At 57.9% G+C, this 14532-nt stretch carries 18 protein-coding genes; all 18 read left to right on the forward strand.

Going from position 1 to position 14532, the window contains the following annotated elements:
- Positions 1 to 176 precede the first annotated feature (176 nt).
- Positions 177 to 809 carry a PE-PPE domain-containing protein gene (locus ACH49N_RS13150; protein WP_358272816.1) on the forward strand — a complete coding sequence of 211 codons (633 nt, stop codon included), beginning with the start codon at positions 177 to 179 and terminating at the stop codon, positions 807 to 809.
- Between the two features lie 12 nt (positions 810 to 821).
- Complete coding sequence (locus ACH49N_RS13155; protein WP_358272817.1) at positions 822 to 1121, forward strand: glutaredoxin family protein; 300 nt, start codon at positions 822 to 824, stop codon at positions 1119 to 1121.
- Positions 1122 to 1400: 279 nt separating this feature from the next.
- Positions 1401 to 1685: a hypothetical protein gene (locus tag ACH49N_RS13160; protein ID WP_358272819.1), complete on the forward strand. Its 285-nt coding sequence runs from the start codon at positions 1401 to 1403 to the stop codon at positions 1683 to 1685.
- Positions 1686 to 2131: 446 nt separating this feature from the next.
- Complete coding sequence (locus tag ACH49N_RS13165) at positions 2132 to 2335, forward strand: hypothetical protein (protein WP_358272820.1); 204 nt, start codon at positions 2132 to 2134, stop codon at positions 2333 to 2335.
- Positions 2336 to 2351: 16 nt separating this feature from the next.
- Complete coding sequence (locus tag ACH49N_RS13170) at positions 2352 to 3524, forward strand: hypothetical protein (protein ID WP_358272822.1); 1173 nt, start codon at positions 2352 to 2354, stop codon at positions 3522 to 3524.
- Between the two features lie 160 nt (positions 3525 to 3684).
- Positions 3685 to 3963, forward strand: a complete 279-nt coding sequence (locus ACH49N_RS13175; protein ID WP_358272824.1) for a hypothetical protein — start codon at positions 3685 to 3687, stop codon at positions 3961 to 3963.
- Positions 3964 to 4616: 653 nt separating this feature from the next.
- Positions 4617 to 4907 carry a hypothetical protein gene (locus ACH49N_RS13180; RefSeq protein WP_358272825.1) on the forward strand — a complete coding sequence of 97 codons (291 nt, stop codon included), beginning with the start codon at positions 4617 to 4619 and terminating at the stop codon, positions 4905 to 4907.
- Positions 4908 to 4973: 66 nt separating this feature from the next.
- On the forward strand, positions 4974 to 5963 hold the full coding sequence (locus ACH49N_RS13185; protein ID WP_358272827.1) for an IS481-like element ISRhosp6 family transposase: 990 nt from the start codon (positions 4974 to 4976) through the stop codon (positions 5961 to 5963).
- Between the two features lie 202 nt (positions 5964 to 6165).
- The gene (locus ACH49N_RS13190; RefSeq protein WP_358272829.1) at positions 6166 to 6639 is read left to right on the forward strand and encodes a hypothetical protein; all 474 of its coding nucleotides are present in this window, start codon (positions 6166 to 6168) and stop codon (positions 6637 to 6639) included.
- Positions 6636 to 7274 carry a glycosyltransferase gene (locus tag ACH49N_RS13195; protein WP_358272830.1) on the forward strand — a complete coding sequence of 213 codons (639 nt, stop codon included), beginning with the start codon at positions 6636 to 6638 and terminating at the stop codon, positions 7272 to 7274. The genes ACH49N_RS13190 and ACH49N_RS13195 overlap by 4 nt, the downstream gene beginning before the upstream one ends.
- Positions 7264 to 7887: a galactosyltransferase-related protein gene (locus tag ACH49N_RS13200; protein WP_358272832.1), complete on the forward strand. Its 624-nt coding sequence runs from the start codon at positions 7264 to 7266 to the stop codon at positions 7885 to 7887. Before ACH49N_RS13195 ends, ACH49N_RS13200 begins: the two co-directional genes overlap by 11 nt.
- 8 nt (positions 7888 to 7895) lie before the next feature.
- Positions 7896 to 8165, forward strand: coding sequence for a hypothetical protein (locus ACH49N_RS13205; protein ID WP_358272834.1), 270 nt, complete (start codon positions 7896 to 7898; stop codon positions 8163 to 8165).
- A 218-nt stretch (positions 8166 to 8383) separates the two neighbouring features.
- A complete protein-coding gene (locus ACH49N_RS13210; RefSeq protein ID WP_358272835.1) occupies positions 8384 to 8608 on the forward strand; it encodes a hypothetical protein in 225 nt (74 codons plus the stop codon).
- Positions 8605 to 9045, forward strand: a complete 441-nt coding sequence (locus ACH49N_RS13215) for a hypothetical protein (protein WP_358272836.1) — start codon at positions 8605 to 8607, stop codon at positions 9043 to 9045. The genes ACH49N_RS13210 and ACH49N_RS13215 overlap by 4 nt, the downstream gene beginning before the upstream one ends.
- A 782-nt stretch (positions 9046 to 9827) precedes the next feature.
- Positions 9828 to 10193, forward strand: a complete 366-nt coding sequence (locus ACH49N_RS13220; protein ID WP_358272838.1) for a hypothetical protein — start codon at positions 9828 to 9830, stop codon at positions 10191 to 10193.
- A gap of 683 nt (positions 10194 to 10876) precedes the next feature.
- Positions 10877 to 12298: a hypothetical protein gene (locus tag ACH49N_RS13225; RefSeq protein ID WP_358272840.1), complete on the forward strand. Its 1422-nt coding sequence runs from the start codon at positions 10877 to 10879 to the stop codon at positions 12296 to 12298.
- A 7-nt stretch (positions 12299 to 12305) separates the two neighbouring features.
- Positions 12306 to 13724 carry a phage portal protein gene (locus tag ACH49N_RS13230; RefSeq protein WP_358272842.1) on the forward strand — a complete coding sequence of 473 codons (1419 nt, stop codon included), beginning with the start codon at positions 12306 to 12308 and terminating at the stop codon, positions 13722 to 13724.
- Positions 13708 to 14508, forward strand: coding sequence for a hypothetical protein (locus tag ACH49N_RS13235; protein WP_358272843.1), 801 nt, complete (start codon positions 13708 to 13710; stop codon positions 14506 to 14508). Before ACH49N_RS13230 ends, ACH49N_RS13235 begins: the two co-directional genes overlap by 17 nt.
- The last annotated feature ends 24 nt before the right edge of the window (positions 14509 to 14532 follow it).

Genomic DNA, 14532 nt, shown 5'->3' on the forward strand with positions numbered 1-14532 from the left:
CGACACTCCCCAGCAGTGTCGCGGCGCAACGGTCGCGCCCGCAACCTTGAGAAGCGCGCAACTCAGAAGTGGTTGGACGAATACGAGTCCCAAAACGACTACGACGGCTGCCCAAACGACGGGCTCACCTGCACCTGCAACAAACCTGAGAACGAGTGTCCGCACCGGGAGTGACCATGCGCAAATACCTGCTCATTCCCGCGGTCATCGCGGGCCTACTCTCCTCCCACGCAATCGCAGCGTTCAGCAACCCCGAACCTGCCGTCGCGAAACCATGCGCAGACTTGGTGATCGGGGTTGACGGCACCGGGAGTGTTGGGGATCCGAACAGTATCGTGAAGATGCGCGCCGGCAGAGGTGCATGGATCATCCGCTACCCAGGATCGATATTCCCCATTGGGCCGTACACGTATGACACATCAGTGCGTATGGGTATTGATGAAACCAAACGGGTTATCCGCGAGTATCGGGCTTTGAACCCCTGCGCAACAGTTCATCTGATCGGGCATTCGCAGGGCAGCCGTGTTGCCGGGGATGCGATCGCTGAACTCTACGCAGAAGGCATGGACACCAGCTTCATCACAGCGGAATTGCTATCAGATCCGCGTGACCCTAACGGCGGCGTTGAACTGGCCTTCACGTGGCTGAAGGTTCAGGGATACACGATGAACGGCCCTAGGGGTTCGTTGGGTGGCGCGGATGTGACGTACCGGTGTGTTCCTGGGGATCCAATCTGTGATTGGCCTCGGAGTGTTCTGGGGCTTGCTGGTGTGGTTCCCAACTTTGTGAAACTCCATGGAAGATACTAGAGAGAGTGTGCTTTGAAGCCTGTAGTTCTGTATTCCCGCCCTTCTTGCCAGCCCTGCCTTGCTGTTGCGCGCAGGCTCGACAAGAACAAGACCCCGTACACCAAGGTTGACGTGTCGGTGGACAAGGCGGCTGCGGATCGGTTGAAGGATCTCGGCTTTCAGCAGACCCCGGTTGTTGAGTGTGGGACAACGGTCTTCTACGGCTATTCGCCTGACCGTATTGACGCACTGAAGGAGCACCCTGACGTGTTGCGTGAGGTTCGTCGCGCTTCTGGTGTTGAGGACCGCACTGATGTTGAGGACAAGGGGTAACGATGTCTGCTCAGAAGCCCAGTGTGGGAGCAATTGTGCATTACACCTCTTACGGCACGCCTGGCGGTGAATACCTGCCTGAACCTCGCGCTGCGATCATCACGGAAGTTCCGGAACTGCTGAGTGAGCAGCCGAACAGTGGCCCTGACGGTTATGTGTCGGCGGTGCGTCTCGCGGTGATTAATCCGACTGGCTTGTTCTTCCCTGATCGTGCGCTTCCGTTTGCGGAGGAGCCGACGCCTGGTCATTGGAACTGGCCACCCCGAGCTTAGGAGAGACGTGCATCCCCAAACGTTCCGCAAGAGGCCAGTCGAGATCCAGGCGGTTCGATGGACCGGCGAAAACCTCACCGAGGTGCACGAGTTCACCGGTGAAGGCAAGTTCGCCATACTCGCAGAGATTGATCGCATGGTGTGCGGCAACCCTGACTGCACTGCTGAGCTTTTCGTTGCAGCTAACCGTGTGTGGATGGCGATCGAAACTGGTGAGTGGATCATCCAGGACGCAAAGGGTTTCTATCCTTGCAAGCCGGACATCTTCGCAGCCACTTATGAGGCTGTCTGATGGCGTGTGTGACAGCCCAGTGGTTACAGCAGCAAGACGACGAAGATCGGGCACAGTTCGAAGCCTGGACGGGGAAACTGAAGGAACTGCATGATCATTGCAAGACTGCGGGATTTCCTGGCGGGCTCACGTCCACGAAGGACCACAAGCGATCCCGATGCGGATGCCCACGACCACAGGATGGTTGAACTGACTGAGACAGTCACCTATCCGGTACGCGAGTCTGACGGTTGGTTCTGGACAACTGCTGGCGAGCGTAGGGAACTTTGTGGTGATTGCGGTGGGTGGATCTCGACAATCATTCCACGCAAACGGCTGTGGCCGTACGAACGTGGAGCTCGTGACGTGTCGTCTCCTGCGGCGGTCGAACGAATCTGGGCGGAGGCTCGCGAACAGGTGAGCAAGGAACAAGCGCAACGGCATCGACGCTCGGCTAGGGGTAACCAGTGAGCAAGGTTCATCACATAAAGCGCCCAACCGATGACCAGTTGCGTGAATGGCTGTACGACGCAGAGTTCGACTGGGACGACTATGAAGGTCAATCCCCAATGCCGAAGGACACCTTCCCGCCGTACTACGCGGATGACTACCACGCAACGTTGGCGGCGCTGTTCAAGGAACTCCTTGAGCATCGGGCTAAGGCTGACTGACAGTTAGGAACACATTGTGGGCGTTTTAGCTGATCTACTCACCGGGACCACTGAAACCCCACAGCCAAGCATCCCCGTGCAGGACGGGCGTGCGCTCACCACTGTGATCGAGGGTGCACACGATGCCTCTGATTATGAGGCGATCCTTCGGGCGTGTGATCACGACCCCTCTCGCGTGAGGTTTGGAGCGCCCCCGTCCGTTTACGTTCGCTGGAAGGCGGATGGCACTCGGGTCAGCACCTACAGGTACAAGCTGGAGCCGGTTACAGAGGACTTCAGTTCCGCGTTGGTGGAGCGTTGCCGGCAGGAGTTGCTGAACGGCTGGGTAACCCCGCAGAAGCAAGGCCTGACTCTGCCGTTTACCTACGTGATGCTGATTGCGGATCCCCAGTTGGGGAAGGTCGGCACTCAGAAGGCGGTCGCCAACTACAAACGTGGCGTGCTCGCACACATTCAGGTTGCCAAGGACCTCATTGCGCTTGGTCGGTCCCCTGAGGCTGTTCACGTTGCTTGGATGGGCGATGAGGGCGAAGGCGTCTGCAACAACTACACCAACCAGTCTCACATCATTGAACTGAACCAGACGCAGCAGTTGGAACTGGACTTTGAGTTGCGAGTGTGGGCGCTGAAGGAGATCGCGAAGCTGGGGCTGCGCATGTCCGCTTCGTCGGTGATCTCGAATCATGGGGAGTGGACCCGCAATGGCACCAAGGACCCCGTGACATCCCGCAATGACAATGCTTCAACGTTCGTTGCCCGGCAGGCTAAGCGGCTGTTCGATGAGGCTGAAGAGTTCGGTGGACCGCACATTGAATGGACCATCGGTGACGATGATCCTGGTGTGGTTGTTGAGCTCTCCGGTGAGCGTTGCTACTTCTCTCACGGGTATATCGAGAAGGGCCGCGGCACGTCTACCGAACTGAAGACGAAGAACGCCATTGAGAAGCAAATCCTTGGTGACATTGGACTCGCTTCCATACGGTTGTGGTTCATGGCTCACTACCACCACTTTTATAGCCTGGAGTTCGAGGGGCGCACATTGTTCGGTTGCCCTGCACTGGAGGCCACGGAGGGTTCCAAGGAGTACATGAAGGATCAGTTCGGTGTGTGGTCGCCACCTGGCATGTTGGGGATGCTTGTGGGTGCCGGTTTCTCTGAGCGTGGCTGGTCTTCAGCGAACGTCTTCTGATTGCCCTGTCAAGCTTATGGGCTTGAGTTTCCTGAATCAAGGCTGTTGCCGTGTCTTCGGCATGAGTTAGAAAGCATAGGTGCCGACATGGGCAAACTCCTTCGCAAACTGCGGAACCGGCTGAGCATCGACTTCAGGGGCCTGGACTTGGGTGACCTGGATGAGTGAGCGTCTGGATGCTGCGTATGAGGCGTTCGATGCTGCACTGAAGGAACTGGTTGCCGCCAACGAGGAAGACCAGGGCACTGAAGAAGCGTGGGTTGTGTCGCATTACGCCACTGTGGTTGGTCAGCAAAGGTTCGGGGATTTTGGTGTTGAGTCTGCGCAGACGTTGTTGCTTCCGTTCGGCGGGGTGGTGACGTATTCGTTGGAGGGTTTGTTGGGGAAGGTGCCGGAACTGATCGCTTCACTGAATGAAGTTGAGGCTGAGTGTGACTGACTACCCGTATGAGGGTGATTTGTCCGCGGTGTTTGAGGCTGTGGCTGTTCCGCGGATTGTCGATGAGGCTATTTCTCACGTATGGGCGCAACTGGGGGCGTTGTTCCCTTGGCTTCCCACGAGGGTCGAGTTGGATGGTGTTTTGGGTCCGCTTGATGACGTGTACCTAGCGATGAGGGGTTCTGCTTGAGTGCCAACGATCGTTTGCCGACCGATAACACGATCCGCACGAGGTTGTGGGATGCGGACTTCAATCTGAGGTACGACAGTGGCCTTCCTGGCGCTGTGGATGTGGAGACTGCCACACGAAACCTTCTAGGGATCTACGACCCGCTTCATGTGACTCACGATTCCGTGGGTTGGGGTCGCTGGTGTGGGCGTGTGCGTGTGAACGACAGTGATCAGATTGAGCATGTGCATGAGTATGAGTATCTGGAAAAGATGCTGTCATGGTCGAATCCGCTTCTGAAGGTTGATGCGTAGTGGGCTACTTCTCAGATGCAGACACGGACAAGTTCGCTGTCGGCGGTGTGATCGAAGGTCCAGGTTGGGCTGAGAACACGTCTGGTGAGCCGATCAAGGTGCAACGCATTGGGCAGGTCATTCGCCCAGACGGATCAATCATGTGCGAATACGCGAGGAGAAACTAGTCAGTGGGCATGTACACCGAAGTCTTCATGCGGATGCACCTCAAGAAAGATGCACCCGAAGCTCTGGTTGACTGGTTCGACAACTTGGCGAACGGTGATGGGGATTGGGAACCATACGATGATCACCCCTACTTCACGGTAGGCGGCGGCTGGGACCGCATCTTCTGCAGTGGTGGCGCTGTGTATCAGATCAGCCGGCGGGTGCAATTCACGCGGATGAACCTTCTGTCCGGGCAGTACTACCACGAACTAGTTGTACTGACCACGGACGTTGGTGACGGCGTGGCGAGGTGACACAGAGAAGACCTCCGAGTGAAGTGCGAGCTGTCTAGGAACGCATCACTCACTCAGGAGGTCTTCGTGGTCCACCGTAATGCCCCGTTGTCCGAAACGGGTCGCCTGCGCCTTGCTCAATGTGTCGTTGATGATGGGTGGCCGCTGCGGCGGGCTGCCGAACGGTTCCAGGTCGCGGTCACCACCGCAGCACGCTGGAGCGCTCGTTACCGCGCCGAGGGGCCGGCCGGGATGGCCGATCGCAGCTCACGGCCACATCGCAGCCCGAACCAGACCCCGACGCGCACCGAGCGGCGCATCATCAAGGTCCGTGTCATCCGTCGCTGGGGTCCAGCCCGGATCGCGTATCTGCTGGGTCTGAATGTTTCGACAGTGCACAAGGTCCTGAGCCGGTACGGGTTGGCTCGGCTGCGGTGGCTCGACCGCCCGACTGGACGGGTGATCCGTCGCATGCACTCACCGCACTGCGGCGATCTCGTTCATGTCGATGTCAAGAAACTGGGCAAGATCCCCGCCGGCGGCGGATGGCGGAAGGTCGGTCGCTCGGCAGGCAGCCGCAATGCCCGGGCCGACAAAAGCGGCGGCGAGGTCGACAAGTACTACCGTCCGGTCCGCGGCTACCACTTCCTGCACACCGCGATCGACGCCCACTCACGGTTGGCCTACTCCGAATTGTTGGGCGACGAACGCAAAGCCACCGCCGCCGCGTTCTGGCTACGCGCCAACGCGTGGTTCACCGAGCACGGCATCACGGTCGAAAAGGTGTTGACCGACAACGGTTCCTGCTACCGATCACACGCGTTCCGAGACGCACTCGGTGAGATCAAGCATCGCCGAACCCGCCCCTACCGACCCCAAACCAACGGCAAAGTCGAACGCTTCCATCGCACCCTGGCCGACGAATGGGCCTACGCCCGCCTCTACACCAGCGACCGCGAACGCTGCGACGAGTTCCCGCGATGGCTGCACACCTACAATTACCACCGAGGCCACACCGCACTCGGCGGCCAACCACCCGCCACCCGCGTACCCAACCTCTCAGGTCAGTACAACTAGTTGTCCACGCCTCAGCGAAGTACGTCCCCAGTGAAGAGTTCTTGGACTGGATCGCACCATGGCTGGCGCATGCGCCGGGTGACTTCCTGGGCTACTCGTTGCACGAAGATTCGCGCCCTTCAGGTTGGTACGGGGATGAGCAGCCGGATCGTGAACGTCCTGGGTTGATCTTTATGCCGGAACGGAAGACTGGAGATCGACAGTGAGTGACGTTGTGTACGTCGTTGTAGAAGATGATGGCGACTCTGGGTACTCCGATCATAGTGTCATAGGCGTCTTCACGGATGTAGAAGATGCGCGAACGCTGGCGGAGAAGTCGTATGACCGCGAGATTGAAACGTGGTCAACTGGGTCTGACTCTCACCGGGTAGAGAAGACCCTTCACCTTGCGCGGCACGAGATGGCAAATCCCCAGTTCCGTGATCCTGCAGAACTGGTGTGGAAGACCCGCTATCTCACCCAGGATGTTGATGCGTCCCGACTGAAGGAAAGCTCGGATTTCGACTACAACTGGGGTCTGCAGCGTGGCGGTTGGACTGCAGAAGAAGCCTCGCTACGGCTCAACGAAGCGTTGGACGACTTCAAGCCTGATCTGACCCCGTTGCCTGAGGTGTACTGCTACCGGCAACCGCGGGTGTGGCGCTATCACGAGCATTTCGCGACGGTGGCCCCATGAAGCTGATCATCGGCACGTACCGCAAACAGGCCTACATCAACCAAGCCCTCGAAAGCATTGACCAGTACGTCTCGGGTGTTTCTGAAATCGTCTTCGTGGATGATTCCGGGGATCCTGAACACCAGGCTTGGTTGTCCCAGTTCGGCAGGGTCGTGGACACCGGGCGCAGCGGGTACAACGTCGCAATGAAGGCTGTGTGCGCGGAAGCTGGAAGTAGCCAATTTTGCTTCTGGGAAGAGGACTTCAAGGCGGTAGTGAAGTTCGACCTGACCGAGCTCGGTGAAGTGTTGGATCAGCGCCCGAAACTTGCCCAGTTGGCTTTGCTCCGTGGACCCCACTTCCCGATTGAACATGAGCACGGCGGTTTGATTCAGGCGTTGGAAGCTAAGGGTGAGAAGTTCGAACTGGTCGCCCAACCTGGGCTGCGCATCAGTCGGAACATCTACCTGCAGACGGCAACGTTCACCTGCAATCCTGCTGTGTGGCAGCGGGGGATTGCGGCACAGGGTTGGCCTGATGGCCAGTGGTCCGAGGATGCGAAGCGGGATCAGTTGTTGGCTCAGGGTTACAAGTTCGGGTTCGTGCCCGGCATCAAAGTCCACCACGAAGGGGTGCGCTCAGGTTATGGCTATTGACGTTTGCATACCGTGGAGATCGCAACCTGAACGGCTACCAGCATTCAAACGAGTCAAAGCCTGGTACGAAGCCCGCGGATACAACGTCATCACAGCAGACTCGCGCAAACACGAAACCTTCAACGTTGCCGCTTCCAGGAACCTGGCAGTCAGTAAGGCAACCTCAGATGTGGTGATTGTTGCGGATGCGGACACCATCCCAGATGAAACCGCCCTGAGCTTGGCTGTGCGGAACCCGGTTGGTGTGGTGTACCCATTCGACAGGTACAGGTACCTGACCACCGAGTCAGTTGGACTACCCGAGAGTGAGTGGGTTGTTGAGCGTGAGTATCGGCAGTCTGTTGGGGGCATGGTTGTTGCTACTCGGTCCACGTATTGGTCTTTGGGTGGGCAAGATGAGCGCTTCGCCCGATGGGGGTACGAGGACAACGCCTTCCATCTGGCCGCTTCCACGCTGAGTACGGTTTCACGGATACCGGGTGTTGTGCACGCGTTTGGGCATGAGGCGGACAGGGATTTGAGTCCTGAGAATCCTGGTCGATCTCGCTGCCAGTTGTACAGGTTCGCTGAGGGTAAGCCTGATGTGATGCGGGAACTGATCCCACAACGGTAGGAGAAGTGTTGTCCGAGTTCGTACCCTTGTCACTCGCGCAGATCGATGAACTCATTCGCTGCACCGCGTACAGCTACGAGGTGGGTGACGTGCCCGAAGACGCTAGCGCGTGGGCTAAGCAGTTCATGATCGGGGACGGCGGGTTGATGAATCTGCAAGACCTGTATCGGGAAGCTCTGCTTGAGATTGAGCGCCTACAAAAACTGACCGACTGGGAGATTGATGTTTCTTGGAAGGTGGGAAGTTCGCATCCCCAACAAATGCGGATACGGTCCTGATTCGTTCAAGGTGTGCCGCCTGCACTCGTACAAGCGGGCTGAAGAACGCGCCGAGTATCACCACGGTTGGATAGTGGACCGCAAGATGTACCGCTACTGGTGACCATGATTCACCCGCCGGTGGAGACACTTGCCTGACCTGCAGCTTTTCTCCTTCGGGAGTGCCCACGGACTTCGGTCACGGTGGGCTTTTCTTATACCCAAAACAAGGAGCTTTCGTGAGCACCGCTAAAAAGCACTACCGCAAGCCCGGACCTGTCCTCGTTGTCTTCATCGTCTTCCTGATCCTGAAGGTCACCGACACAATCAACTGGTCTTGGTGGTGGGTTACATCGCCGCTGTGGATCTGGGCTGGAGCACTGACCGCAATCTTCGCGGTGGCCGGCGGACTGCTTGGCCTCGCAGCCCTGATCGAAGGACTTGAGGGCAAGGGGCGTAAGTGATCCTGAACGAGGTCCACATAGAAGCCCACAGCGAACAAGCCAGACGCGAAACGATCATTGCCAGGCAGATCCTTGGACTGATCAACGGGGAACGAATCATCCATACTTCGTCCCACTTCAACATTGCACGAGACGACATGAACCACCTGATCCAGGTCATCGACACCCACCAAGGGTTGCGGGGCTTACTGAAGCGTATATCGCGGGCGAACGGCTTTACCCGCGTGGAGTTCACCAATGGCGGCACGATCATCTCGGCGGCAAGAACCAATGGTGGTGGTCGTGGGTTCACTGCAGATCTCCTGATTCTGGATGACGCAGACAGGCGCTGCACCGAAGAGTTCATGGCTAGCGCACTGCCGATGCTGTACACGTCTAGGAACCCTCAGGTCATGTTCATCAAGACGTTAAGGCCGGTGCATGACGAGACTGTCTGAGTGGTGGCGTGAACGTAACCGTTGGAAGACGTGCCCACACTCGCGACTTCGTGGGATCTACGGGGACGAGATCATATTCGGCACACCCAAGTTCAACCGGTTGCAGTGCAGAGACTGCGGCAACTGGCTAGACGGACCGGTCACGCTCGCGGCGATACGCAACAAGGCGGAGGTGGATGCTCTGTGACCACCATCAGTTACGCCATAGTCGGGCATAAGGAACGCGCACACCAAGCACACGGACTATCAGCCCTACTCGGTGGCGCACGCATAGCCCTAGACGATGGAACCTACGGGCAAGGTGTCAACCATGATCGTGCATGGAACCTAGCCGCAGAAGCAGACAGCGACTGGTGTGTGGTGTTAGAAGATGACGCACAACCAGTGCAGGGATTCAATGAGCAGGTTGAGGCTGCACTCACTGTTGCACCAGCACCCATCGTCAGCCTGTACACAGGAACGTCACGCCCACCCCAATACCAAGGGCGGATCGAACGGGCCTTACAGCACAACACCTGCTGGCTCACCTGCGACCAACTCCTGCACGCAGTAGCAGTAGCCATACGCACAGACCTAGTGGCAGACATGCTGAACAACGTGGGCTCAGCTACCACCCCTGCCGACTACCGCATAGGGGCATGGGCACAAGACCATGGGCACCCCATCGCATACACCAACCCCTCACTCGTGGACCACCTCGACGGACCAACACTGATCCAACACGCAGACGGTAAGCCGAGAACACAACCACGCAAGGCTTGGACTGTTGGCACGCGAGACACATGGTCACAGACCACAACACCTTTGGAGTAATAACCTTGAGTACTTGGACTGTTGGACTCGACAACGACGACACACTGACCATCAACGCTGATCACATCGCAACCAATGACAGTGCTGAAGGTGTAGTAGTCGCAGAGTTCTGGAGCGGACAAGACACCCAGAAGCTTGAAGCCATGGTCCCGATGTACCGGTTGCGTTACATCCAGAGGGAACCCGAGAAGCCTAAGGCTGCTGCACCCAAGGTGGACAACACCATCACCATCAACACAGTGAACGTTGAGGATGTAGCTCTAGCCTTCGCCAAGTTCAGTCAACGCCAGTTCGTTGGGTACACCGACAAGGCACCAAGCATCCTCGGTCGGTAACACATGGGGCGAACAGGGCACAGAACCTACCGGGCCAAAAGAGCCAAACTCAAACGCGAATCAGACATCTGCGCCCTATGCGGAGGATGGATCAACCCAGACCTCAAGCACCCACACCCCATGAGCTTCAGCGCAGACCACATCACCCCAGTGTCCAAAGGCGGACACAACCTCGGACCCCTACAAGCAGCACACTACGGATGCAACAGCAGCAGGGGAAACAAAGCGCTACCAAGCACGCAAACACACCTCAGGGACTGGTAACCCTACCCACCCCACAAACACGCCCCACAGAAGCAACCAGAGGGCAGCAATCAATAGGGGTGGGGGGGTACCCCCTTCAGGCTCAACGGAAGCCCCTCAGGCATTGCTTCCACTCTCTCTCCAAGGTCCGTTTTCCACAGGAGGAAATTAGAAATGGCTGGTGAAAGCGTTGCGTCCCTGGCCGCTGTGGATAACTTGGCGGGCTTGGAGCAGCTGAGGGCGTTACGGCTGATCTTGGCGCAGGCAATCGATGATTGTGATTCGAAAAGGGACCTAGCGGCCCTTACTAACCGCTACATGGGCGTTGTTGAACGCATTCAGGTTTTGGAGTCCCAGAAGCCGGCGGCTACGTCGAAGGCGGATGAGATTGCTGCGCGTAGAGCCGCTAAGCGTAAGGGCGGCTAATGGGGTGATTCGGTATGACGGTTTTGGGGGTCCAGAGACCGCATTACGAGTCTATACCGAATTTCTTCGATAATGACTTTGAGGACGTGGTTGAGCTTTGTAGCTCCTACGGCCTGATCCTGGATGACTGGCAGGAGTACGTCCTTAAAGGCTCTCTCGGTGAAGATGAGGCAGGTAAATGGGCTGCTTCTCGCGTGGGGTTGTCTGTTCCTCGACAGTCGGGGAAGACGGCACTGTTTGAGGCTCGCGAATTGGCCGGCCTGTGCCTGTTCGGTGACAAGCTGATCATTCATTCCGCCCACCTGGTGCCTACGGCCCTTGAGGCTTTCCGGCGCATGAAGGCGTACTTCGACAACTGGGACGATCTCCGCAAGAAGGTTTACAAGATCCGTGAGGCCAACGGTGAGCAGGCTATCGAACTGCTGAATGGTCAGCGTTTGCGGTTCATGGCCCGTCAGAACGGTCAGGGTCGCGGGTTCTCGTGTGACACGTTGATGTTGGACGAGGCCCAGGAGCTCTCGGAAGACACTTGGTCGGACATTCTGCCGTCTATGGCTGCGAGGGATAACCCTCAGGCTTGGATTGCTGGCACTCCTCCGTCTGAGAAGAACAACGGTGAGGTGTTCACGCTCATTCGGGATGCCGGCATGAGTGGTGTCGATGAGCGTTTGTGCTGGATGGAATGGTCTGCGGATTCTGAGTCGGACTTCGATGACGTTGCCGCTTGGGCTCAGGCGAACCCTGCACTTGGCATTCGTGTTCCGCTGAATGCGATCCAGGATGAGCGTAACTCGATGTCGGATGTGAAGTTCGGGCGTGAGCGCCTGGGCATCTGGGGCGCGAAGGGTTCTGCGCGGGTTATCTCCGCAGAGGCATGGGAAGCGATTTCGCTGCAATCCGCGCAGGATGCGGGCGGGCAGATGGCGATTGCTGTCGATATGGCTCCCGATGGGGGCATGACTTCGTTGTGCTCGGTGCAGGCGGTGGCCGGAGGGTTCCCTTGCATCGATGTGAAGGATACGAAGTTGGGCAACCCCGAGTGGGTGATACCGCGGATTGTTGAGGCTTGCCGGAAGTTCAATGTGCGCGCTGTCGTGATTGACGGGGCTGGACCGGCATCTGAGCTCATCGATCCGTTGCGGAACGCAAAGATTGAGCCGACTGTCACTAACTCGTCACACATGAAGCGGGCATGCGGACAGTTCTACACGGCTGCGGTGACTGCGAAGAACCTGCGGCATCTGAACCAGGCGGGTTTGAACGTCGCGGTCGGTGCTGCGCGTAAGCGGAAGCTTGAAGACATGTGGGCGTGGTCCCGTAAGGATCCTGAGTCGGACATTACGCCGGTCGTGGCGGCAACCCTCGCGCTGTGGGGATTTACAGCGGTTGACGTCAAGAAGCCGTTGCGTAAGTCGGGCGGCGCAACGTTCGTTTAGGGGAATTATGTCAGAGTTTGATGCTGTTGGCGCTGCAGGTGATCTGTGGGCTTTGCACTTGCAAGAGCGCGGTGAACTGGACCGTATCCGCGAGTTCGTGAAGGAGCGGAGGGGTGGTCCGACTGTTCCGGATGATGCTTCGGCTGAGGTCAAGGCTATCGCTCGTATCTCGTATAAGAACGTTTTGACTCTGGTTCGTGAGGCGTTCGCGCAGAACCTGGCCGTAGTGGGTTACAAGTCCTCAGCGACGGGTGAAGACCTCCCGGCGTGGGATATGTGGACCCGCAACCGAATGGAGTCTCGACAGGCGGAGATTTACGTTCCGGGGATCACGTACGGGTTCACCTACGGTGCGGCAGTCCCTGACAAGAATGGGAAGGCGCAATTTCGGTTGCGTTCGCCTCTGAAGATGCTGGCAGCGTACTCGGATCCTGAGCTTGACGAGTGGCCGGAAGTCGCTTTGGAGATCTGGACTGAGGTTGAGGGCCGGCGGAAGTTCCGCAAGGGTTTTGTGTACTCGGATGAGATGGTCTACCCGGTCAGACTCGGTGAGATCGTTGACTCGGGCACGAAGGTCAATTCGATTGCGCCTCAGTTGGATGGTAAGCCGTTCCCTCATAAGGCTTCGCATTGTCCCGTTGTCCGGTACGTGAACCGGCGCGATGAGGACGGGGTTGTCCTTGGGGAGATTGAGCAGCTTCTCACCTTGCAGGAACAGATCAATGAGGCGAACTTCGATCGTCTGATCGTGTCCCGGTTCGGCGCGTTCCCGCAGAAGGTCATCTCTGGTTGGTCAGGTAGCAAGGGTGAGGTTCTTGCGGCGTCTGCACGTCGTGTGTGGACCTTTGAAGACGAGTTCGTGAAGGCCCAGCACTTCCCGGCTGCTGCAATCGGACCGTACAACGAAGAGCTCAATGAGATGTTTGAGCACGTTGCGATGGTCGCACAGATTTCGCCTTCTCAGGTGACTGGTTCTATCGCGAACGTGAATGCTGACGCTCTTGCTGCCGCGGAGGCGAATGAGCAGCGGAAGCTGAAGACAATGCGGGCTTCCTACGGTGAAGGCCACCGTGGTCTGTTGCGGGTTGGTGCCGAGATTGAGGGCAACGAAGCGAACGCTGTTGACGATCAGGCTGAGATGATTTGGCGTGACACTGAGGCTCGTAGCTTCGGTGCTGTCGTTGACGGTGTGGTCAAGATGGCGTCCCAGGGCGTTCCGATTGAAGACACATTGCATCTGGTGCCAGGCATGACGCAGCGGCGCATTCAGGAGATTGCTGCGAAGCTGCAGAAGCAGCGTCAGGTGTCTGCGTTTATGGAGCAGATCCGGGGTGCAGCTGCCGCGGCGAAGGCTGATCCGGTTGTAGCTGGCCTGTCTGAGCGCACTGTTCCGGCTGGAGGTGTGCCGGTTGACGCTGGTAGCTGACATTGAAGAGTTGCAGGCCCTATTGGTTGATGTTTCGACGTTGGCGCAGCGGGATCTGGCGGAGGTTTGGCGTCGGATTGAGGAGTTGGATGCCCGAACGGCGTCTGAGTTCCTGTTGGCTGCCACTCCGGAGATCGCAGACCAATACGCGACGATTGCAGGGGTTGCTTCTGCCGAGTTCTATGATTCGCGGTTGCCGGACTCTTCGTTCCGGGCGGTAGTCGCACCTCCGCCACCGCCTGCCCAGGTTGAAGGATCTACCAGGTGGGCGCTGAGTGCACTGCACCGGGACATCTCAGCAACACCATTGGATCTGTTGGCGGGTTCGCTGCAACGGATGGTGTTCAACGCTTCCCGTCAAACGATCGTTGGCAGTGTGCGGATGGAGACCGGGGCAACGTATGCCCGGTACGCCTCAGCAACGGCGTGCCCGTTCTGCAAGATGCTTGCGACCCGCGGAAGTACCTATTCCACTGAGGAGTCCGCCCTTGAGGTGGGTGCTGATCGCTGGGAGCCGAAGCGGAACTACAAGGGCCAGCGAACTGGTGGGGATATCGGCCGTAGGGGTCGTGTTCGTGGCAGTCAGGAGTCTGGGGATCGGTTCCATGACAACTGTCGTTGCATGGCGGTATGCGTCCGCCCTGGCGAGGTCTACGAGGCACCTTCCTACGTAGATGACTGGGAAAAGCAGTACGTAGACGCTGTGAACGCGACCGAGAAGGTCGGTAAGTACGGCGCGATTGATACGCAAGCGGTTCTGAACCACATGCGTCGCAACAAATAACACTTCCCCGTTTCGGCGGGTTTC

It is taken from the genome of Rhodococcus sp. NPDC019647 (genome assembly GCF_044389235.1).
GTDB lineage: Bacteria > Actinomycetota > Actinomycetes > Mycobacteriales > Mycobacteriaceae > Rhodococcus_F > Rhodococcus_F oxybenzonivorans.